Annotated in this window: 21 protein-coding genes and 1 other annotated feature; of the genes, 5 read left to right on the plus strand and 16 right to left on the minus strand. The window is 38.7% G+C overall.

From position 1 onward, the window contains the following. The first annotated feature begins 177 nt into the window (after positions 1-177). The gene (locus AC1RNS_RS07770; RefSeq protein ID WP_492991723.1) at positions 178-363 is read left to right on the plus strand and encodes a YhzD family protein; all 186 of its coding nucleotides are present in this window, start codon (positions 178-180) and stop codon (positions 361-363) included. Positions 364-424: 61 nt separating this feature from the next. On the opposite strand, the gene AC1RNS_RS07775 is transcribed toward AC1RNS_RS07770, so the two are convergent. After that, complete coding sequence (locus AC1RNS_RS07775) at positions 425-1207, minus strand: enoyl-CoA hydratase (protein ID WP_492991724.1); 783 nt, start codon at positions 1205-1207, stop codon at positions 425-427. Between the two features lie 137 nt (positions 1208-1344). On the opposite strand from AC1RNS_RS07775, the gene trhO reads away from it, so the two are divergent. Continuing rightward, positions 1345-2310 carry an oxygen-dependent tRNA uridine(34) hydroxylase TrhO gene (trhO, locus tag AC1RNS_RS07780; RefSeq protein ID WP_492991725.1) on the plus strand — a complete coding sequence of 322 codons (966 nt, stop codon included), beginning with the start codon at positions 1345-1347 and terminating at the stop codon, positions 2308-2310. Between the two features lie 276 nt (positions 2311-2586). Here the strand turns inward: trhO and AC1RNS_RS07785 are convergent, their stop codons facing one another. Further along, positions 2587-4239, minus strand: coding sequence for an FAD-binding dehydrogenase (locus tag AC1RNS_RS07785; RefSeq protein ID WP_492991726.1), 1653 nt, complete (start codon positions 4237-4239; stop codon positions 2587-2589). 407 nt (positions 4240-4646) lie between these two features. Continuing rightward, positions 4647-4884, plus strand: a binding site (T-box leader). A gap of 250 nt (positions 4885-5134) precedes the next feature. Here AC1RNS_RS07785 and serA point away from each other — a divergent pair. The 3 genes from serA (at position 5135) to AC1RNS_RS07800 (ending at position 8451) form a co-directional block, all read left to right on the plus strand. Further along, positions 5135-6742 carry a phosphoglycerate dehydrogenase gene (gene serA / locus AC1RNS_RS07790; protein WP_492991727.1) on the plus strand — a complete coding sequence of 536 codons (1608 nt, stop codon included), beginning with the start codon at positions 5135-5137 and terminating at the stop codon, positions 6740-6742. Between the two features lie 295 nt (positions 6743-7037). Continuing rightward, on the plus strand, positions 7038-7532 hold the full coding sequence (locus AC1RNS_RS07795) for an RNA polymerase sigma factor (protein ID WP_492991728.1): 495 nt from the start codon (positions 7038-7040) through the stop codon (positions 7530-7532). Next, entirely contained in the window at positions 7519-8451 is a 933-nt protein-coding gene (locus AC1RNS_RS07800) for a hypothetical protein (protein WP_492991729.1), read from the plus strand. The genes AC1RNS_RS07795 and AC1RNS_RS07800 overlap by 14 nt, the downstream gene beginning before the upstream one ends. 76 nt (positions 8452-8527) lie before the next feature. Here the strand turns inward: AC1RNS_RS07800 and AC1RNS_RS07805 are convergent, their stop codons facing one another. The 14 genes from AC1RNS_RS07805 to AC1RNS_RS07870 form a co-directional block, all read right to left on the minus strand. Further along, positions 8528-10003, minus strand: a complete 1476-nt coding sequence (locus AC1RNS_RS07805; RefSeq protein ID WP_492991730.1) for an aldehyde dehydrogenase — start codon at positions 10001-10003, stop codon at positions 8528-8530. Between the two features lie 16 nt (positions 10004-10019). After that, on the minus strand, positions 10020-10214 hold the full coding sequence (locus AC1RNS_RS07810; protein ID WP_492991731.1) for a 4-oxalocrotonate tautomerase: 195 nt from the start codon (positions 10212-10214) through the stop codon (positions 10020-10022). 17 nt (positions 10215-10231) lie between these two features. Beyond that, positions 10232-11023, minus strand: coding sequence for a 2-keto-4-pentenoate hydratase (locus AC1RNS_RS07815; protein WP_492991732.1), 792 nt, complete (start codon positions 11021-11023; stop codon positions 10232-10234). Between the two features lie 17 nt (positions 11024-11040). Beyond that, on the minus strand, positions 11041-12054 hold the full coding sequence (gene dmpG, locus AC1RNS_RS07820) for a 4-hydroxy-2-oxovalerate aldolase (protein WP_492991733.1): 1014 nt from the start codon (positions 12052-12054) through the stop codon (positions 11041-11043). Between the two features lie 15 nt (positions 12055-12069). Continuing rightward, positions 12070-12954, minus strand: a complete 885-nt coding sequence (locus AC1RNS_RS07825; RefSeq protein ID WP_492991734.1) for an acetaldehyde dehydrogenase (acetylating) — start codon at positions 12952-12954, stop codon at positions 12070-12072. 2 nt (positions 12955-12956) lie between these two features. Beyond that, positions 12957-13745, minus strand: coding sequence for a 2-keto-4-pentenoate hydratase (locus tag AC1RNS_RS07830; RefSeq protein ID WP_492991735.1), 789 nt, complete (start codon positions 13743-13745; stop codon positions 12957-12959). Positions 13746-13755: 10 nt separating this feature from the next. Continuing rightward, a complete protein-coding gene (locus AC1RNS_RS07835) occupies positions 13756-14235 on the minus strand; it encodes a flavin reductase family protein (RefSeq protein WP_492991736.1) in 480 nt (159 codons plus the stop codon). Positions 14236-14309: 74 nt separating this feature from the next. Next, a complete protein-coding gene (locus AC1RNS_RS07840) occupies positions 14310-15275 on the minus strand; it encodes a catechol 2,3-dioxygenase (RefSeq protein ID WP_492991737.1) in 966 nt (321 codons plus the stop codon). Positions 15276-15299: 24 nt separating this feature from the next. Next, the gene (locus AC1RNS_RS07845) at positions 15300-16838 is read right to left on the minus strand and encodes a 4-hydroxyphenylacetate 3-hydroxylase N-terminal domain-containing protein (RefSeq protein ID WP_492991738.1); all 1539 of its coding nucleotides are present in this window, start codon (positions 16836-16838) and stop codon (positions 15300-15302) included. A gap of 171 nt (positions 16839-17009) precedes the next feature. Beyond that, entirely contained in the window at positions 17010-18794 is a 1785-nt protein-coding gene (locus AC1RNS_RS07850; RefSeq protein WP_492991739.1) for a XylR N-terminal domain-containing protein, read from the minus strand. Positions 18795-19025: 231 nt separating this feature from the next. Next, positions 19026-19814 carry an HAD family hydrolase gene (locus tag AC1RNS_RS07855; RefSeq protein WP_492991740.1) on the minus strand — a complete coding sequence of 263 codons (789 nt, stop codon included), beginning with the start codon at positions 19812-19814 and terminating at the stop codon, positions 19026-19028. A 137-nt stretch (positions 19815-19951) separates the two neighbouring features. Beyond that, complete coding sequence (locus AC1RNS_RS07860) at positions 19952-20200, minus strand: DUF3006 domain-containing protein (protein ID WP_427550014.1); 249 nt, start codon at positions 20198-20200, stop codon at positions 19952-19954. Next, positions 20187-21365, minus strand: a complete 1179-nt coding sequence (locus tag AC1RNS_RS07865; RefSeq protein WP_492991741.1) for an MBL fold metallo-hydrolase — start codon at positions 21363-21365, stop codon at positions 20187-20189. Before AC1RNS_RS07865 ends, AC1RNS_RS07860 begins: the two co-directional genes overlap by 14 nt. Positions 21366-21440: 75 nt before the next feature. After that, on the minus strand, positions 21441-22583 hold the full coding sequence (locus tag AC1RNS_RS07870; RefSeq protein ID WP_492991742.1) for a glycerate kinase: 1143 nt from the start codon (positions 22581-22583) through the stop codon (positions 21441-21443). Positions 22584-22674 lie beyond the last annotated feature (91 nt).

Below are 22674 nucleotides of genomic sequence, written 5' to 3' on the forward strand. Positions count from 1 at the left end.
CTATTTTATCATACTTCTCATTAGATGAGAAATTTATTCAATATATATTCCCTAATAATATCGCCTTCAATTTTCCACAATTTTCGTAATTTATCAAAATTTCCGCTAGATTTACCGTGAAGTTTATAAATCTTCTATGTATAATAGATATATATTTAAGTAAGGGTGGGGTGTAGAATGGAGAATTATCGTTTCACAGCTTTTGAAAAAACAGGGGAAACATTGTTTGATGAAACATGGTCTTTCGAAAACGATGAGACTGCAAAAATTAACGGTCAACAGCAAATCGAAGAAAAAGGTGTTGCCGATAAAACTCATCGCCTTGTCAACTCTTCTGGTAAATTAATCCTATTCCATGTCTAAAAGTGACTAGTAAAAGGCACGTAGTAATAATTCTACGCGCCTTTCACTATGTTGTCCCTAATTATTTTCCTGAAAAAACTGGTGTTCTCTTCTCTACAAATGCATGAATCCCCTCTAAATGATCAGCTGTTTGCCGCATAGCGGTTTGCCCCTCTGCCTCCATTGCCAACATACTTTCTAATTGTGGTAAATTTTGAGCATGCAGTATTTTCTTAGTTGTGATCATAGATGCAATTGGGGACGCCAACATTTTTCCAACGAGTTGGTCAGCCACAGCAAAAACAGATTCTTCTGGAGCGACGTAGTCAATTAATCTGGCTTCATGTGCTTCTGCTGCAGTTAATACTTTGCCCTCCCATATCATTTGCTTTGCCTTAACAGTGCCTACACGTTCCTTCATAAAGAAATGACCGCCTCCATCAGGGATAAGTCCAATGCCAATGAAATTCATCGCAAGCTTACTATTTTCACAGGCTACAACAATGTCTGCCCCTAAAGCAAGACTAAAGCCTAATCCCGCAGATGCTCCGTGAATTGCAGCAATAACAATCATCGGTAATTGATAATAGGCTTTTACAATGCGAGATAAATAAACCATTGCTTCTTCAATATTAAGCGGTTTATTTGGATCTAACATCGCTTTAATATCACCACCTGCTGAAAAGACCTTCCCTTCCCCACGAATAACAAGCACCTGTATATCCTGTTCTTGTTGTAGTGCCTCAAAGCATTCTGCCAGCTCACGCATCATCACATCATCCATAGCATTCATCGCCTTTGGACGATTTAATGTTAATGTTGCTCGACGCTCTAATTTTTCCAAAGTAATTGTTGAAAATTCCATCCTTGCACCCCCAAATATGAATAGTCATTCACTATGTATTATTCTAGTTTTTTTAGAAAACTCCTTCTATGCTGCGCAAACTTGCACTTGATATGCTATATTAAAGGTCGAATATTGTTTAAAGGTGGTTAAGTATTGTGACACAGAAAGACTATCGTGTATTACTTTTTTATAAATATATTGCCATTGAAGACCCTGTAGCATTTGCGGAAGAACATTTATCGCTATGTAAAGAAATTGGGCTTCTTGGTCGTATTTTAGTAGGGCATGAAGGAATTAATGGCACAGTGTCAGGTACCATAGAGCAAACGGACGCTTATATGGAGCTGATGAAGGCTGACTCTCGTTTTAACGATATCATGTGGAAAATAGATGAAGCGGAAGGGCATGCCTTTAAAAAGATGCATGTTCGTCCTCGTCATGAGATTGTGCATCTTGGTTTAGAGAATGATATTAATCCTTTAGAAATAACAGGAGATTATTTATCACCAAAAGAGTTTATGATGCGCATGCAAGAAGACAAGACCGTCATTATTGATGCACGTAATGATTATGAGTATGATCTTGGACATTTCCGCGGTGCTATTCGTCCAGATATCGAAAACTTCCGCGATCTTCCCGCATGGATGGAGGATCATAAAGAGGAATTTACAGGTAAAAAAATATTAACATATTGTACAGGTGGGATTCGTTGTGAAAAATTCTCAGGCTGGTTAAAGCGTGAAGGTTATGGCGAAAGCGTAGCTCAATTACACGGAGGAATTGCCACATATGCGAAAGACCCTGAGGTAAAGGGGCAGCTTTGGGATGGACAAATGTTTGTCTTTGATCGGCGTCGCAGTGTATCAATTAATCAGGTTGAGCACGTGGTTATCGGACAAGATTTCTTCACGGGCGAGCCTTCTGAACGCTATACGAATTGTGCAAACCCCGAATGCCATCGATTAATGCTTTGTGAGGAAAAGCACGAAGCATTTTATATGCGTAGCTGTTCAGATGATTGCCGCCGTGCAAAGCGTAACTTCTTCGTTGAAGCGAATGGCTGGACATCGGAGCAGATTGAAGAACAAATTGCTAAAATTGCTCAAGTTCAAGCAGTTTAATGAGTTTCATATGATTATATATATGTAAAGCATCATCCAATTGGCGGGTGATGCTTTATCTTTTGGCGAATTATTTTTATTTAATCTCTGAGCAGTTGCTTGCCTGAGCTGAGCGCTTTTTACTTGAACCCGAGTAATTCAACTCCTTACCTGAGCGTTATTCACTTGGATCTGAGCAATTTCACACCTTACCTGAGCGTTTTTCACTTGTACCTGAGCTGTTTCACGCCTTACCCGAGCACTTTCCCATCGCGACGGAGCTTTCTCCTAATTTTCTTATTTTCCTTTAGCTAAATAGCGCCCAACCTGTCGCCCACTAAATAAGCAGCCTCCCACAAATGTTCCCTCTAAAGCGCGGTAACCATGAACACCGCCGCCTCCAAAGCCGCTTACTTCGCCAGCCGCAAATAGACCAGGTACTGGCTGACCATCTATCCCGAGCACAGCGCCATCTAAATTTGTCTGTAGGCCTCCTAACGTTTTCCGCGTTAAAATATTTAAACGTACCGCAATCAGTGGCCAATTATGAGGGTCTAATATCTTATGTGGCTTGGCAACTCGAACTAATTTATCTCCAATATAATTCCTTGCTCCATGAATGGCATTAACTTGCAAATCCTTTGTAAATTTATTATCCATTTCCCGATCCCTTGCCATTATTTGTTCCTTAATTTTCATAAAATTAAGAAGCTCGTTACCGGCTAACTTATTCATACCATCAACTAACTCCTTTAAGTTATCCGCTATAACAAAATCCTCCCCATGCTCTTTAAATGCCTGAATTGGAGCTGGTGGGCCTGGCAAAATACGTTTAAGGACTTCTCCTATGCTTTTATTGGTTAAATCAGGATTTTGTTCAGAACCCGATAAGGCAAATTCCTTTTCAATAATCTTTTCCGTTAAAATAAACCACGAGTACTCATAGCCTGTTTTTTGAATGGCTTCTAACGTACTTAGTGTATCAAAGCCTGGGAAATTTGGTGCGCTGAAACGATTTCCCTCTGCATCAAACCATAATGATGATGGGCCAGGCAAAATGCGAATACCATGATTAGGCCAAATTGGATCCCAATTTTTTAAGCCCTCTGTGTAATGCCACATACGATCTCTATTAACAATACGCCCTCCTGCATGCTCTGTAATCTCTAGCATTCTGCCATCTACGTAGGCAGGTACACCACAAACCATATTTTTAGGCGGTGTGCCCAGTCGTTGTGGCCAATTTTTTCTTACTAAATCAAAATTTGCCCCTATGCCACCACTAGCAACAATTATAGCTTTAGCTTCGTAGGAAAACTCACCTATTCCAATCCTTGAGCTTTTCTCTCCGCGGCTTGCATAACTTTCAGCTAAAATTGTTCCACTAATTCCGTCAATTCTTCCTTCATGTTGAATAAATTCATCTACACGATGCCTTGGTTTAAAATCTACAAAACCATCCTTTATTGCCTTTTTTACTTTATCTACAAAAGGCTTTACAATACCAGGTCCTGTTCCCCATACAATATGAAATCGAGGCACCGAATTTCCATGACCTCCAGCTAATGAGCCTCCCCGCTCAGCCCAACCAACTACAGGAAAAAACTTTATACCTAACGATTTTAGCCACTCATATTTTTCACCCGCTGCAAATTCAACATAAGCCTTTGCCCATTTAAATGCCCACGAATCTTCGTCCTCCAAGCGATCAAAGCCTGCAGTACCTTGCCAATCCTGCCACGCTAACTCTTTACTATCTTTAATACCAAGTCGTCTTTGCTCAGGTGAATTTACTAAAAATATACCGCCAAAAGACCAATATGCCTGTCCCCCCATTGAATTTTCAGGCTCTTGGTCTACCAATAAAACCTTTTTCTTGGCATCTACTAATTCACATGCAGCGACTAAACCTGCTAACCCTGCTCCAATAATTGCAACATCATACAACATTTCACACCCCCAAAAAATCAATCGTACTTTACTTACATTCTTCTCTAATAGTTCGTTTACCTTCTACTTTTCATATTTTTGACGAAAGTGTGACAAGAAAATAACGTTCGCCTTCTTCCTGAAAACATTGAAAATTCCACTCATTGCAGCAATCATCTCCCAATAAATTGCCATATAATTTTTCACCTCAACTTTATCTCAAATGCCCTTGTTACCTGACTTAAGACATTTCGTTAGCGCTTTCATTGTCCTCTCTAAAAAGACGAACTATTTTTAAATAAATGGAATAAAAAGTTCGTCTTTAGGTATTTTTCAGACTTTTGAAGTCAATATTTTTTAACTTTTTCAGAAATATTATTGACAAAGGTGAACAATAGGGATTATGATGTTAACAAATTTAATTACACAAAAATATAACGACGGAGACACGCTAGTCGCAAGAAAATCTCAAGAGAGCTGATGGTTGGTGTAAATCAGTGATTTCTACGATAATAGTTCCACTCCTGAATAGATAGGCAGAACATTCCAAAGTAAGCTTATCCGTCACATGCACGTTACGCATATAGCTAAGACTGCAAAATTTCTACTAGCAGTGATTAAGGGTGGTACCGCGAACTAATGTTTATTAAGCCTTTCGCCCCTTACAACGCAATAACTGTGTTTGTAAGGGGTGAAAGGCTTTTTTATTTTCATTCTGCACTTCTTTCAGTACGAAAGCGAATCGACAACATAAAATGTTTTTGTAAGTAACTACTGAATGAAGATAAAGCTACTGGCGGATGTCACGAATATTGAAAGGAGCTTGTTTGTATGCTGTAAGATGTACGAATTTTACAAATTTCAGACTATCGTATATAGAAACCATTAAATTTTAATTAAAAGGAGCTAATTACAAATGACTACTGCAACAAAAACAATTAACGTATTTATCGCTGATCCACTAAGTGAAGATGGTATTTTCCCACTTCGTCAAGAACAAGATTTAGATCTTAATATCATTGTTGATACTGGTTTAGCACAAGAAGAATTAATCGCAAAAATTGGGGATGTAGATGTTCTATTAGTGCGTTCTCAAACAACTGTAACACGCGAAGTAATTGAAGCGGCTAAAAACTTAAAGCTAATTGGACGTGCTGGTGTAGGTGTGGACAATATCGATCTTACTGCGGCAACAGAGCATGGTATTATCGTAGTAAATGCACCAGATGGTAACACAAATTCTGCAGCAGAGCACACTATTGCCATGATGACTTCCCTTGCACGTCATATACCACAAGCATTTAACACATTAAAAAATGGGAAATGGGATCGTAAATCATATGTTGGGGTTGAGCTTAAAAATAAAACATTAGGTGTTGTAGGCTTCGGTCGTATCGGTGTTGAAGTAGCATATCGTGCTAAAGGTCAACGTATGAACGTAAAGGCATATGATCCATTCCTAACAGATGAACGTGCAAAAGAATTAGGCGTTACAAAATCAACTGTTGAAGAAATTTGTGAAAATGCAGATTTCATTACAGTACACACACCACTTCTTCCAGAAACACGTAATCTTATTAACAAAGAGAAATTTGCTATGATGAAAGATGGCGTACGCATTATTAACTGTGCACGTGGCGGTATTATTAATGAGGACGATTTATACGATGCTATCGAAGAAGGTAAGGTAGCAGGTGCTGCTCTTGACGTATTCGTATCTGAGCCAGCAACGGATCATAAGCTACTTACTTTACCACAAGTAATCGCAACACCTCACTTAGGTGCATCTACAATTGAAGCTCAAGAATCTGTAGCTGTGGATGTTTCAAATGATATTATTAAATTCTATAAAACTGGTACTGTAACTAACCCAGTGAATATGCCTTCTATTCCGAAAGAGCTACTTGCACAAGTTGAACCGTTCTTCGAGTTAGCGGAAAAACTAGGTTCATTCTTATCTCAAGTGACAGCTGAGCCTGTAAAGGAAATCAATTTATCATATGCTGGCGAGGTAGCAAACTATGATGTGCGACCATTAACATCAAATGCATTAAAAGGCTTATTATCTAAAAATCACGGTAACCATGTGAATGACGTAAATGCTCGCTACTTATCTGAGCGTATCGGCATGAAAATTAATGAGCATAAGACTACAACAGCTAAAGGCTTCACTAGCTTAATTACGATTGAAATTAAAACAGCGAATGAAACACATACTGTAGCTGGTACATTATTAAACGGTCTAGGTGCACGTATTGTCAAAGTAGAAGACTATGTTGTTGACGTGATTCCACAAGGTCACCTACTTTACATTAAAAACACGGACAAACCAGGTGCAATCGGTCGCGTAGCCACAAAGCTAGCTGAAAAAGATATCAACATCGCAACAATGCAGGTTGGCCGTGCACAGGTTGGAGGAACAGCTGTCATGATGCTTACAATCGACAATGTGGTAACAGAAGAAGATTTAAAATTCGTTGCACAATTGGAAAATATTGATGAAGTAAAAGCGATTAGCCTATAATTTAATAGAGTTTATGGTAAGGACCTGAGGTTAAATACTCGGGTCTTTTTTTATTACTAAAAAAATTGCAGAAACCAAAACTAGTTTTACAAATATATAAGTGAAACGAGAAAAATGATGTGATAATAGGATGGATTTAGATTCTGCAGCAATCTGCTCAGTCTGTTCCTAGATTTAATAAGAAAAAGACATCATTTCGTAGTGCTTAGCCATTTATGGCAAGTGCGTTTTTTAGCTTAAACGATACTTTTTGCTAAGTCATTCGTCTTTAAAGAAAAGGAGGTGCAGAGGCTGGATGTTTGAAGAACAATTTTATCTACATAATCAAACCATTTTTAAATACTTATATTACTTACTCAATGATGAAAAGTTAGCGGAGGATTTCACACAGGAGACATTTATTCGCTTTTTCAAATACCAGCAGACAATTAAAGAAGGTGCTGAACTAGCATGGTTAAGGAGCACTGCACGTAATCTAGCCTACGATCATTACCGCCGCAAAAGGCTTATTCAATTTGTCCCTTTTTTAAACGATCATGAGGAGCAAGACCCTACCTCCCCACATCAATGGATAACTCAGCAAGAAGATGCACAGACGCTTTATCTTGCAATTAGCAAACTTAAGCTTACTTATCGAGATGTTATTATTTTACGAAAGATTGAGGACTTAACCATTCAGGAGACCTGTGATGTCTTAGGCTGGAATGAAGGGAAAGTAAAAAACACTTTAAAACGTGCACTTGTTGCATTAAAAAAGCAACTTGGAGGTGAATTTGATGAAGAGCTATGATAAGTCTTGGCAACATTTACGTGACTTAAAGCTAACAAAGCAGCAGCAGGAAAAAATACTACACCATATTACTACACCTACGATAATAGAAAAACGGCCAACAAAAAAAGCTTGGCAGATGCCTGTAGTGTCTCTACTATTTATGACCATTCTTTCGATATTAATTTTGTCATTTATCCAAAGACCGACTGACCTGCCACTCACAGCAGATGCAAATAAAACAATTGCTAAAGTCTATGTACAAACTAATGAAAATAAAAAAACGTTTATCGCAAAAGCATCATGCCTTTATATACCTCAGCAATGCTATACTAATAAACAACTATTATCTCAGCTAGAAGAACAAATGGAACATGCGCCTACAGTTTCTGTAACAGCTCAACAGTGGGAAGAAAATGGTTACATTAAACCTCAAGACTTATTGATTGTCTATTCAGATGGAACTCAAGAGAAATGGAAGGTACTAAACAACGATACTCTCTTTAATATCCAAACTGAGCATGCCATTCAATCAGAAAATGCGTTTAGTTCAATAGGGTATTACTACGATGATAAACGTTCCACCAAGATGATTATAGTAAATATTTTCATATTACTTACACACCTCACACTATGGCTAGCTAAAAAAAGAATGCCTCATACTGAACGACGCTTTTTCGCTGCAACAGTTGAACATGCCATCGCAAATGCCGTCATGCTTGTCTTGTTTTCAGGTATTTTATACGCTATTTATTTACTTTGGCATTCGATACACGTAATGACAATATATAGCTTATTTACAATCTACTCTATAATGCAAATATACTATCGAAAAAAAGCTGGCGAACCTCGAGGTTACCTAATAGCGAGCGCTGTGGTTCAACTATTTATTGCAGCTGCCTTTACATGGCTGTATCTTGCATTTAATGTACACTTTTAATCGATATTTCTCTAAATAGTTTCGATAAAGTGCATTTTAATCAGTGGAGGGCCAATTCGTCCTCCACTGATTATTTTCATTTCAACGCAATACATATATTTTTTGCTTCTGTGAAAAATTCCAAGCTATGGTGGCCGCCTTCACGTCCTATGCCACTCTTTTTAAAGCCTCCAAAAGGAGCTCGTAAGTCGCGCACAAACCAGCAATTTACCCAAATTGTACCTGCACGTACATCATGAGAAATACGGTGTGCACGCTGTAAATTTTCGGTCCAGACAACTGCATTTAAACCGTACTCTGTTCCATTAGCTATTGCAAGTGCCTCTTCCTCTGTATTAAACGGGATAATTGTAACGATAGGACCGAAAATCTCCTCTTGGCAAATGCGAGCTTGCGGATTTTCTTGTAAATAAATTGTCGGCTGTAAATAATAACCCGTACTCAATTGAGCTGGTAATTTAGGTCGTTTACCACCATAAATAAGCGTAGAATTTTCATATTCAGCTACACTTAAATAGCTTGTTACCTTGTTATAATGTGCTTCACTTACGACTGGCCCCATATTCGTCTTAGCATCTTGCGGATCACCAACTACTAATGCTGCCGCTGCTTCTTTAAAACGTGTAAGGAATTCATCTAGAATCGCGCGTTGCACTAAAATACGCGAACCCGCTAGACAAACTTGACCGGAATTCATAAATGCCGCTTGAATCGATACGGGGATGGCTTTTTCTAAATTCGCATCTTCAAAAATAATATTCGCTGCCTTCCCCCCTAACTCAAAGGAAACCTTTTTCAATGAGTCAGCACCGTTTTTCATGATTGCTTTTCCTGTCGTTGTTTCCCCTGTGAAGGAAATTAAATCAACTTCGGGGTGTGTCGTCATAAATTCCCCTGCTGACTGCACTCCAAAGCCGTGGACAACGTTAACGACCCCGTCTGGAATGCCCGCCTGTTGTGCAATCTCACCAAGTAACGATACAGTTAATGGTGTAATTTCTGCTGGTTTTATGACTGCTGTATTTCCTGAAGCTAGGCATGGACCAAGCTTCCATGTTGTTAACATAAACGGTAAATTCCAAGGAGTTATTAATGCTGCAACCCCAACTGGTTCATAGCGTGTATAATTTAAATAAGCATCATCCATCGGATATACTTCACCGCCTTGCTGTTCCATAAAATCAGCAAAGAACTTCAAATTTTCCGCGGCACGAGGAATTTCACGTTCTAATGCTACTTGATAAGGCTTACCTACATCCAATGCTTCAAGGCGCGCTAACTCCTCTTTGCGTTCTAAAATAATTTCTGCCATTCGACGAATTTTGGCTAAACGCTCAGATAAAGGCATTCTTCGCCATGGACCTACTTCAAAAGCTTGCCGTGCCGCTTCACACGCCCGATCCACGTCTTCAAAGCTTGCTTCATGGACTTTTGCAATAATTTCCTGGGTCGCAGGATTTTTCACCTCGAATAATGTTTGAGAAGAAGATTCTACATATTCTCCATTTATAAATAATTTAACTTCTTTCAATTTCGTTTGTGTATTCTCCATCGTAGACCACTCCTTATTATTCATTTTGACGACGCTGGATAGACTTCCCTGCAATTCCCCAATGAGTGCTTGGGATTTCATTTAAGCACACACGAACTGTTTCAAGTGGTGCATCTAAAACAGATGAAACAGTTTGGCTTACTTCTGCAATTAACCGTTCCTTTTGCTCGGGTGTCCGTCCTTCAATGAATGTTACTTGAATAAATGGCATTACACCTGCCCCCTTTGCTATCGTTCTATTTGAACTATTAACGACTCCATTCCGTCAAAGCTTACAGTAAAGTTATCACCTGCATGCATTGTTGCAGAGCCTGTTAGCGCGCCACTTAGCACAATATCTCCAGCTCGAATATGCTGTCCACGAGCGATCAATTTATTAGCCATCCACGCAATGGCTCGTGCCGGATGTCCCATTACAGAACCTGCTGTACTTGTCGCAAAAATCTCATCATTTTGTGTGAAAATACAGCCCATATTCACAAGATCCACCTCGTTCACCGCATATTTTTGCGAACTCACTATGTAACGCGAGGAAGAAGAGTTATCAGCAATCACATCCGGTAATGTAAAATTGAAATTTAAATAACGACTATCGATAATCTCCATTGCAGGCGCAATATAGTCAGTTGCTTCCAACACCTGTGCAACGGTTACAATCGGGCCACCTAAATCCTGCTTAAATACAAAGGCAATCTCCGGTTCAATTTTCGGATGAATGAGAGACTTTAATGAAATCGGCTGCTTTGCATTTAACTCCATATTCGCTAACAGCATACCGTAAGAAGGCTCATGAACTCCCATCATTTGTTGCTTTGCCTTACTCGTTAACCCAAGCTTTAGCCCTGAAATGGTTGTTTCCTCATGCATACACTTCAGTTCAATTAATTTGTCTTGAATATTATAGGCAGTTTCCACCGTCAGCTCTGGGTATTGATCAACAAACTTCGTAACCTCTGTCATTTCTCGCTCTGCTTTATACAACTCATACGCAATTTGATCTAACGTATCGGTTTTCATCATCGCGCGTTCCTCCACTTCTAGTTTACTGTCTGCTTATGATTGGCTATCTCACGAGCAATTTCTGCGATTAAATCCTCTTGCCCACCTACCGCCTTCTTTCTGCCAAGCTCCACTAAAATTTCACGCTCATCTACGTTATATTTTTTTGCCGCTTCCTGCGTAAATAATAAAAAGCTAGAGTAAACACCTGCATAGCCCATTATTAAACTAGAGCCTGTTATTTCTTGAGGACGAGGCATAAAAGGTGCAACCACTTCATTCGCAACATCAATTACACTATATAAATCAATGCCAGTTTCATAGCCCAGACGATCAAAAACAGCCACCATTACCTCCGTTTGTGTATTACCACTACCTGCACCTAAACAGCGTAAACTACCATCCACATACGTAGCACCCGCTTCAATAGCAGCAATCGTATTGGCCATTGCAAGTGATAAATTATTATGTGCATGAAAGCCAATCTCACAGGACACATGCGATTTTAATGCAGCTACTCGTTCCTTAACCTGATGCGGTAGCATAGCGCCTGCTGAATCCGTCACATAAATAATTTCAGCGCCGTAACTCTCAAATAACTTTGCTTGTTCAACTATTACAGATGTTGGAGCCATATGTGCCATCATTAAAAATCCAACTGTTTTCAACCCTAGCTCTCGACTTAAGTAAATATGTTGACCAGCAACATCGGCCTCGGTTACATGGGTTGCAACACGAGCCATTTTAGCTCCAGCCTTTACTGCATTTTTTAAATCTTCCTTTACACCAATGCCCGGTAAAATTAGCACCGAAATAGCCGAATCCCCACATTCTTCTCGTGCTGCTTCGATTAACTTCAGCTCATCTACTTTGGAAAATCCATACTGTAATGAGGAGCCCCCTAATCCATCTCCATGGGATACCTCAAAATATTTCACCTTTGCCTTCCTTAAACCACGCGCAACCTCTCTCACCTGCTGCTCTGTAAATGCATGACGCATAGAATGACTACCATCACGCAATGTTACATCTAAAACTGTTATTTTTTTCATAACACTCACCTCCGTTTAATTCGATTTCACTGTTTCATGTTGCTGTTTAGCGATTTCATTCCCTACTTGTACTGCTGCAGCCGTCATAATATCGAGGTTTCCTGAATAAGTCGGGAAGAAATCTCCTGCCCCTTCAACCTCTAAAAAGATCGATACTTGTTGACCATTAAAAATAGGTACACTTGTCAGTCGATATCCTGGTACATATTGTTGAACAGCTTGCACTATATCTTCAATAGCTTTTAATATTTCTTGCTCCTTATTACGCTCATTTACTAAAACATGCACAGTATCACGCATCATAATCGGCGGATCAGCTGGATTTAAAATAATAATGGTCTTGCCCTTATTCGCTCCGCCCACGTCCTCTATTGCCCTTGCTGTAGTTCGTGTAAACTCATCAATATTAGCCCGAGTACCAGGTCCAGCGCTTTTACTTGCTACGGTAGCAACAATTTCCGCATATTCAACATCAGCTACTTGATTAATCGCATAGACAATTGGAATAGTCGCTTGCCCACCACAAGTCACCATATTGACATTGTCGGCCGTTGCGAATTTTTCCAAATTAGCACACGGCACAACAAATGGACCAATAGCAGCTGGCGTTAAATCAATAATCTTTTTACCAAGAGCTAGCACTTTCTCACTGTGTATCGAATGTGCCTTTGCCGTTGTGGCATCAAAAACAATATCAAAGAGCTCTGGACAGGCCACTAATCCTTCAATTCCATTGGTGATTGTAAGATAACCACGAGACTTTGCGCGTTGAATTCCCTCAGAGGCAGGGTCAATTCCTACCATGACACTCATTGATAAGTACTCACTACGTTCGATTTTGTACATTAAATCGGTACCGATATTACCCGAGCCTAAAATCGCAACCTTTAGTTTTGCCATTTTCATTTCTCCTCCTTCAGCCTAAACGTAGCGGATACAGCACCTAAATGAGCAAACTCTGCTACAAACGTATCTCCGTCCTCAATTGTGACTGCGGCTGTCAAAGCACCTGCCAACACAAATTCACCTGCATGCAAACCGATATGGTATTTACTAAGCTTATTAGCTAACCATGCAACTGCACGTAATGGATCACCCATTACAGCTGCAGCGGCGGCACTATCAAATAGCTCGCCGTTTCGATAAACATTCATCCCAATATGTGGTAAATTTACATCTAGCAATTTTGTAGGCTTTCCGCCAATAATCACCATGGCAGAGGAACCATTGTCTGCAACCGTATCTTCAAAACAAATTTTCCAATCAACTATCCGGCTATCAATTACTTCTAATGCAGGGACGATGTAATCCGTTGCCTCAATAACATCCTCCACTGTAATATGTGGTCCATATAAGTCCTTCTTTAAAACGAACGCAATCTCAAATTCCAGCTTTGGTTGAATAAAATGATTGAGTGAAATTGTTGCACCATCGACCTCCACCATATTCGATAAAATATGACCGTAGTCTGGCTCTGACACATTAAATTGCTGCTGCATCACCTTACTCGTTAAGCCGATTTTCTTACCAACAATATGCTTCCCCTCCTGTTGCTTTGAAGCAATTTGAAGTAATTGAATAGCATAAGCATCATCTACAGTTATATCTGGAATAGTAGATGTTAAAGGAGCGATAGGTTGCTTCGATACCTCAGCTTCCTGTAATTTCTCTGCGTATAATTGTCTATCCATAGCCTACCTCCTATATCTGCACTGGTGTTTCTGATGATAATGCACCATATCGTCCATTAAAGAATAGCAATGGCTCCCCATCTTCTAGATGAATGTTTTTCACTCGTCCGATAAATAACGTATGATCACCTTCTATATAGGTACTTGCCACCTCACAGCTAACTTGCGCAATAGCACCTTCAATTGTTGGCGCACCTTGTAAATCACCGAATGTTACATTCCGCTTTTCTTTGATTTGTCCGGCAAATAGCATTGACAGCTCTTGCTGCTGGGCCGATAAAAAATTGACAGTAAATGTTCCACTTTGTTGGATATGCTTTAGCATAGAAGCTTTTTCACCAATAGAGATGACAACTAATTTTGGATCAAGTGAAACAGACATGAACGCATTTGCAGTCATGCCATAAATTTTGCCTTTTACATTTGTTGTAATCACTGTGACACCTGTTGCAAATTTCCCCATCGCATTTCTAAATAGACGATCCTCCATTACATAACCTCCTCATGATATAGTGCTGTCTCAAATACTTTGTAGTAGTATTTAAGACAGCTGTTTGGACTTTTTTACTTCACTGGAACCTTTACTGCTCGATCTGGTGTGCCATACAGGAAATACTCATTTGGTAGTGGAGAGCCATACCAAATAATCGCTTCATCTAACTCATTCTCGCGCCATGTTATCGGCTTCCAATCAGGATCGAAAATCAAGTAGCCTGAATCGCCAAATAATTCAACTCGATTGCCACCAGGTTCCATTACATACATGAAGTACGCTTGACTTACACCATGTTTACCAGGGCCAGCCTCTATTTGAATACCATTTTCTACAAAAATATCTGCCGTATCCATAAGATGCTGTGGATAGCCATACCAAAATGCAATATGATGGAAGCGGCCACTATTGCCAGTTTGGTCGTTCATTAACGCTACCTCATGTACAAGTGGACTAACACTCATCCATGCCCCGATTTCTTCATTATTGTTCAATACAATTTGTTCCCGTAACTTGAAGCCTAAATGCTCAGACATAAACTCACGGTTTTTTGCTACATCCCTACACATTAAGTTGATATGATCTAAACGACGAGCGGGAACACCCATTAATGGACGCTTTTGCGGACGACTTTTTAATAATGTTTTTTGATCTTCAGCTGCCTGGAAATAGTCCACTTCCCACAAAATTTCTTGATTATGTCCATCTGGTGTGACAAATTGGTAAGCACGACCATGACCTAAATCACCATCAATCCAACCTTTTCCGTAACCGCTTTTTTCTAAAGATGCGACCCGACGCTCCAGCGCTTCTGGTGAACTTGCTCGCCATGCAGAATGTCCAAGACCCGCTTCTTTTCCTTCTGTAAGCTTTAGTGTGTGATGATAAAAATCTTCATAACCTCGTAGATAAACCGATTGCCCCTCACGTGCTGTAATTTGTAGCCCCATATAATCTGTGAAAAACTTTAAAGATTCCTCTGGCTTTGGTGTGAAAAGCTCCACATGCGCTAGTTGCGCTACATCAAAATTTGTCATCAAACATTCCCCCTACTGTTATCATTATTTATTTGTAAAATAATTCACATCATCTGGATTAACCCAAGTCGGATCTGTCCACCCCGTTAAATCGTAATCTGCCATACATTGCTCTGCAAAAGCGATAAACTCATCTGTTTTACCACTGCCTTGAGCACCAAACAATGTTTGTAATCGAATATCCTCATGATTTCCAGCATAATTACGTTCGTATAATTCACTTCGACCACCAAATTCAGTACCAATTGCATCCCAAAGCAACTTAATTGTTTTAATTTTTTCAAGTGCTTCAATACCATTTGAACCACGGTAAAGCTTATTTAATGTTGGACGGAATTCCTCGTTTAAAAAATCTCTTGCACTAGATGGCTGGACAATTAAATTCCCTGCTACAATCTGCTGAATAATGCCTTTAATTTTTGGCCAACCTTCCTGTAAAAATACGCGATATGCTAGTCCACCATTTAAATTCGGAATAACGATGCCATTTTCTTTTTTCTCAGGATTCAATGCCATCGCGTCACTTAATGACCAGAACATATGACGCCAAGCAATAATTTCTCCAATATGAACCTGAACACCACGGAATTGGTCAGTGCCTGCCGTTTTTAATGCCTTCAACAGTACACCAATAATAAAATCTAATTTCACCGCTAAGCGTGTGACCCCTTGGAAAGTAAAACGATTAATGAAACCGCTTTCTACAAAGAATGAAGTTGTCTTTTGCATATCTTCATAAATTAAAATATTTTCCCATGGGATAAGCGCCTGCTCAAATACAAGTACTGCATCATTTTCATCGAAACGGCTACTTAGTGGATAATCAAATGGAGTACCCATAATCGCAGACGTCATTTCATAAGATGCTCGACTAATAAGCTTTACACCAGGAGCATCCATTGGTGCAATAAAGACAACAGCAAACTTTTTATCTTTAATCGGTAAACCATACGTGCCCACAAAATTGTAATTAGTAATAGCTGAACCTGTAGCTACCATCTTCGAACCACTAACAATCAAGCCTTTGTCTGTTTCGCGCTCCACTTGGATAAAAACATCCCCTACTTCATGGACATCTTTATGCCTATCAACAGGTGGATTCACAATTGCATGATTAAAGAACCAATTTCGTTCTTGTGACTCTTTGTACCAACGCTTCGCATTTTCTTGATAAGGTGAATAGTATTCAGGATTCCCGCCAAGTGTTGCTAGGAAGGATGCTTTATAGTCTGGTGTCCGTCCCATCTGCCCATATGTAAGGCGGGCCCAAGCAACAATAGCATCCCGTCCTTTAATTAAATCATCCGCGCTGCGTGCTGCTCGGAAATAACTATGGGTATAACCTCCACTACCCGTATCCGTTTCACAAGTTAAAATATCTTTGTATTTTGGGTCATGCATGGCATCATATAAACGTGAAATCGATCGTGCTGAATTCCGAAAGGCTGGGTGAGTCGTGACATCCTTTACACGTTCACCATGTAACCAAATTTCCCGACTATCCTTTAAACTTTCTAAATATTCCTGCCCTGTCAATGGCTTCGTACCTTGTTTTACAACCATTCCCTTCCCCCCTACAATTATTTTTTCTTGTTTGACATGTCTATTTAAATATAATTCTTTCGGAATTTTTAGATAATTAATAAAAAGTATAGAATTCTACTGTTTTTCCTTCAAAATTGAAAGGAATATATGCAAAAAATAGAAAAAAGCCAGCAAAATCGCTGACTTTTCTTACTTTTTATTTTCTAATGCTTTCATTACATAATAGATTTTCAGGGCCAACTGGCATCGAAAACGTCCATCTCCTGTCCGTAAATCTTCCTGCAATAAAGCTTCGATTTTTTCCATTCTATAACGAAAACCTGGAATTGAAAGACTTAAAGCCTTTGCTGTTTTATTGACATTACCACTATGGTTTAAAAAAACCTCTAGCGTATGGGCAAGTGCTGCATTATTTTGCTCATCATATTTGATAAGCTGACCTAGCACCTCTTCATAAAACTGTAAAAGTTCCCTTGGGTTGGTTGTCTTTAAAAATAGCATAATATGCTGAAAGTTTTCGTAAATAGCAGATTGTGTCTGTCCAGGTGCTGCATATCGTAGAAATTGACAAATCAGTCTAGCCTCATTGTGGCTGTTTCCAATTTCCTCTAGCTTATCGGCATTTTTCCCTACACCAATTTGGAATATAGATTGCTTAAATCGCTCTTTTAATCGTTTCGTTAATAGGCTAACAAAGTCCGACATATATTTGATATTCTTTTCACAATCCTCCAGAATAAGTAAAATCTCTTGATTTTTAATAAAGCACTCGATATTTAAATACTCTGTCATTAAAAAGCTATGCAAAGTTTCCAGTTCCTCATACTCAGAAGTTATGACAATTACACGATTGTTTTTACTGGGATCAAAATAGAAAATGCTACGAGCCTTTTTAATAAGTGCCTCTGTGGAAGATTGTCTATTCATAATTTCATCTAAAAAATCGGACTTTCTTTGCCATTGTGATTGAGCAATTTGCATTTGTGTATATAAATAAATTGAGAGTACCGTCACAGCGCGTTCAATAATCATTACCTGCTCTCGCATTAGCTCATTATGACTAAGAATCACTAAAGTCCCCAATTGTTTTTTCATCGTCATAATCTCATATTCACGTCGAAACTCTTTTTTCTTACGATTTCCTTCAAAATAGATGTGCTCATCATCCTTATGCATAAAATAATAACCAATTGGCTTCATTAAGTATCTACGTTCTATTGTTACACTACATTGCAACGCATCACTTAAAAGATGTAAGAGTTGATTTAACGTATAGCCCTCAAGCATTGCATGTGTCATTTGTTTGTGGATGGTGTCAGAATGTAGAATAGAATTATTCAGTGATTTTAACTCATTATACGTAGCGTCTAATTCATCAGATAAAGAAGTTTCTTGAAAATATCGTAATAAATCTAATTGCTCTGCTGTGGCATGCTCCTTAGTTCGAACGACAAATTTACAATAGTCATCACATTTACCACGACATTTTTCCTCAAAAACAACGACTTCTCTCGAATAAGTTTTTGCTAGAAAGCCTGCTACATAACCAATCAAGGTCCAGCATACACTTTCGTCACTAAAGCCAAAATGGCGAACATGCTCCTCCGCCTCGTAAGAATGGAACCATTTGCCTTCCATTTCAAATTTATCGTCACTTATTTCAAGTACATCAATTTCTACACTGACAACGCCCTCTAATGTATGGATTGCAGCACCTGCTCTTATCAACTCTTTTAACTCTTTCCAATTGTACATTTTCTCAATAGAGCCACCAGCACTATAGCCGCACGCCCAACCATAGCGTAATAAAAAGCCCTTTGCTCGCTCCATATTCAACGTTTGAATAATATCACGCCTAAAAAATCCAAGTGCCTCAGCTGATTTTAGGATCATTCGATTTCCATTGAACTTTATAATGCCCGAACGCGGATTAATATCAATGGCATTTTCAAACACTAAACGATTTGCTTTCACTATATACACCCCCATAAACTTGCAGTCTTTACAACAAAAAAGGCTTGTACATTTCTCCAAATCGAAATCACTAGATTGAAAGTGTTTATTTTTATTTTCAATAATAGCATAAATTTATTTTATTGATAATTCAAATTATTAGGAAGGAATTTCGGTAAAATATGAATTTGCATTGATAAACTTCAAAAAAAAAAATGTACTGATCCTTTGATGAATCAGTACATTTTTGACTTATAGCTTATTCACAAGTTCTAAAAGTGCAGTTAAAGAGTCTACCTCATATGTTGGTGTAACAGTACCAGTTGGAACATTATTTTCGCGATTAATCCATACGTTCCGCATGCCCACACGTGATGAACCTAAAATATCAGTATTTAAATTATCGCCTACCATAATGGCATCAGCAGCTGTAATGCCTGCTTTCTCCATAACATGCTCAAAAATTGAAGCATCTGGCTTTCCTTTACCAAAGTCTCCAGAAATAATAATATGGTCAAAATATGGCGCTATTTCTGGTGTAATTGTCAGCTTTAAGTTCTGCAAGCTTGGAGCTCCATTCGTTAATAAAATGAGCTGATATTTTCCTTTTAGCTCATCCAGCACAGCAAACGTATCCTCATATAAAAAAGGAGATACCTTACGTTCTGCCACAAATCGCTCGCCAAGCTCTGCACCTAACTTCGCATCATCAATTCCTAATGCTGCTAAGCCCTTTGTCCATGAAGCTGTACGGTACTCTAGTACAATTCCCTTCATTTTTTGGAAGGAATCTGTTGGATCATCAAATGTTCCCCAAAGACCTTCAAATGGGTTAATACCAATTAACACTGTATAATCATATGTTTCATAGCCCTCATAGAGTGTGTGAGCTTCCTTTCGCACCGCTTCCTCTAGCTCTGCCAGATCTACATTATGTATAGTTGCTGCATATTGACATGTTTTTTCAAATGCTGTTTTAACCGATTTTTTATCCCACAGCAGTGTATCATCTAAATCAAAAATAATTGTATTAATTGACATTGTGTCAGCTCCTAGCTTCCTTTAATACTGCTTATTTTAGCATATTTTCAAAATTTTTAGGATGGCATTTTATGCACATTCCTTCTAAATTAAACAAGCTATGCGTAACCTTCCGCACAGCCTGTCATGTACTTATACTATTTATTTTTATTACGCAGACGTTCCATTAAGCTCTTTACCTCAGCTTTTTTTTGCTCTGTTTCCTCTAGTAAAATTTCAATATGATAAATATCGTTTATTTCTTCAATTAACACACGATCGCCCACCTGTACTGGCTTATTCATGGCGGACTGTAATATGATTAGTTGTTCCTCTTCCTCTGGGTACTTCAAGAAAACTGCATAGCCATCTTCAATACGGTCTAAGGTATATTTAGTCGAGCTCACTAACAAGTTCCCCTTTCGCATTCTTTAATTGTGCAGCATCTCCATCATTTAACCAAATTTGTTTTTTCGTCCACTTTAAATAATTTTGGCCTTCTCTCGCATCTGTTCCACTTGTCACATACATAATTTTACCTGGCTGTAATGTCACATTTGGAAATTGGAATACTTGATTCCCCTCTATTGAAATAAGCTGCCAATCTTTTAACGATACTGCTTCACTGCCATTATTTTTAATACCGACAATCTCATCCACTAAGTCCTTACTAACAATCTCTACAGTTGTGGCATTTTGAGGTGGTGTTGAGGCAATGGCTCCTGACCATTCTTTTGAATGCACATCATAGTTTACCCCATCTGTGGATACGATAACCGTTCCTGCTTCTGCAGTTGCATAAATCTTACTACCAACAGCTTGCAATCTCTCAACGACTTCAGCATGAGGATGCCCATATTTATTTCCTTCCCCATAGCTTAAGACAGTTACTTCTGGATGCACTGCTTGAATAAATTTCTCTGAGCTACTCGTATTTGAGCCATGATGACCTGCCTTTAAGACTGTTGCTTGTATATCATTTTGTAGCATATCTTTTTCCAATGCTATTCCCGCGTCTCCTGTTAATAAAAATGAAACATTACCATACATAATTTTTAAAACAATGGATGCATCATTATTATCTGTAGCATGTTCATTAGCATTTAATACCTTAACAATAAGATCATCATCAAACGCTATATTTTCTCCTGTTGTTGGAACATGATATGGAATATTTTTCGTATCAATTAGTGTCAGCATTTCTTCAAAGGTTTGAGATGTATGTACCTTTCCTGAATCATAAAATTGACCAATATCGATTGATTGTAACACAGGAATTAAGCCCCCAATATGATCAGCATCAGGATGTGTTGCTACAACTATATCGAGTTTATTTACACCTAGCTCTTTTAAATAGGAAACCACCTGCTGACCTGCTCCCTTAACACCTCCATCCACAAGCATTGTCTTACCCCTTGCTGACTCAATAAAAATAGAATCTCCCTGCCCTACATCAAGGAAATGAACACGCATTTCTTGTCCAGCAGTTACTGGTACTTTTTCTGTCTTTAAAACCTCTGTACAGCCCGCTAATAAAAAAATACAAAGAAGTATTACTATTATTTTTTTCATATTCTTACTTCCTTTCTATTTTTCTATTATACAAAAAAGAGCAGCTTGGAACTGCCCACTATTTTCTAAAATCTTCTATGATGAACTACTCTTTTGTAAGAGATTCTCAAATATTTTTTTTGTTTTCAAACGAATACATTCATAAGGCTTTTGCATTGCCTGTTGCACGCTAACTTTTTCATCTACTAAAGACTCAACAACCGTAAAATAATCGTACAATGCAGCTTTATCAATATCATCAATATTCCCTGACAATAAGATTGCCTGCGCATTAGCTAATCTGGATGCCTTTGCTATTCCTAGCGGTGCTTTTCCATGTAATGTTTGACGATCTGATTTCCCCTCCCCTGTTATAACAAATTGAGCACCTTCTATATGTTGTTTTAATTGAATGGCATCCATTACAATATCAATGCCGGCTGAGAAGCTACTATTTAAAAAGGCTATGAATGCACCGCCCATGCCTCCAGCAGCACCTGCCCCTTTGAAATCATGCAATCGAATGCCATATTGTTTTTCAACAATATCTGCAAATTGCTTTAAACAGCAATCAAAATAAGCAATTTGCTGCTCTTTTACACCTTTTTGAGGGCCAAATATAGCTGTTGCCCCCTGCTCTCCAATTAAAGGATTATCAACATCACATGCAATAACAAAATGCACTTCAGCTAATCGCGAATCTAGACAACTACTATCAATAAAGGCTAGTTCTAGTAAAGCTGACACTCCTTCATCAATTAATAAACCATTCTCTTTTCTAAATTGCAGTCCTAATGCCTTTAACATGCCAATACCAGCATCATTTGTAGCACTACCACCAATTCCAATAATAAACTTCCTAAATCCTTGATCTAGTGCAACTTTTATTAATTGACCAGTTCCATATGTTGATGCCAGTTCAGGATTTTTTTCATTGTCCTGCAATAACATAATGCCAGATGCCTGAGCCATTTCAATGACACATGTAACGTTATCACCTAGAACACCATATTTCGACTCTACTTCTCTCCCTAATGGATCAAGCACCTGCGTCGAAAAATAGTAACCATCTGTAGCCATAACAAGTGATTCCAATGTGCCTTCTCCACCGTCTGCAACTGGTAACATCACAGTTTTAATTGCCTGGTTCACATCCATGATTCCTGCCTGCATTGCATTTGCCACCTCACTGGCTGACAAGGTCCCCTTATATGAATCTGGACTAATAACGACTTTCATTTTACTCCTCCACTTCATTTATTTTTAACATGATTATACTTCAGAGCAAACACTCTTGTGAGCGTGAAAAAAGCAACCTGAACAACTCAGA

This window comes from Lysinibacillus sp. GW821-FHT14F06 (assembly GCF_058803665.1).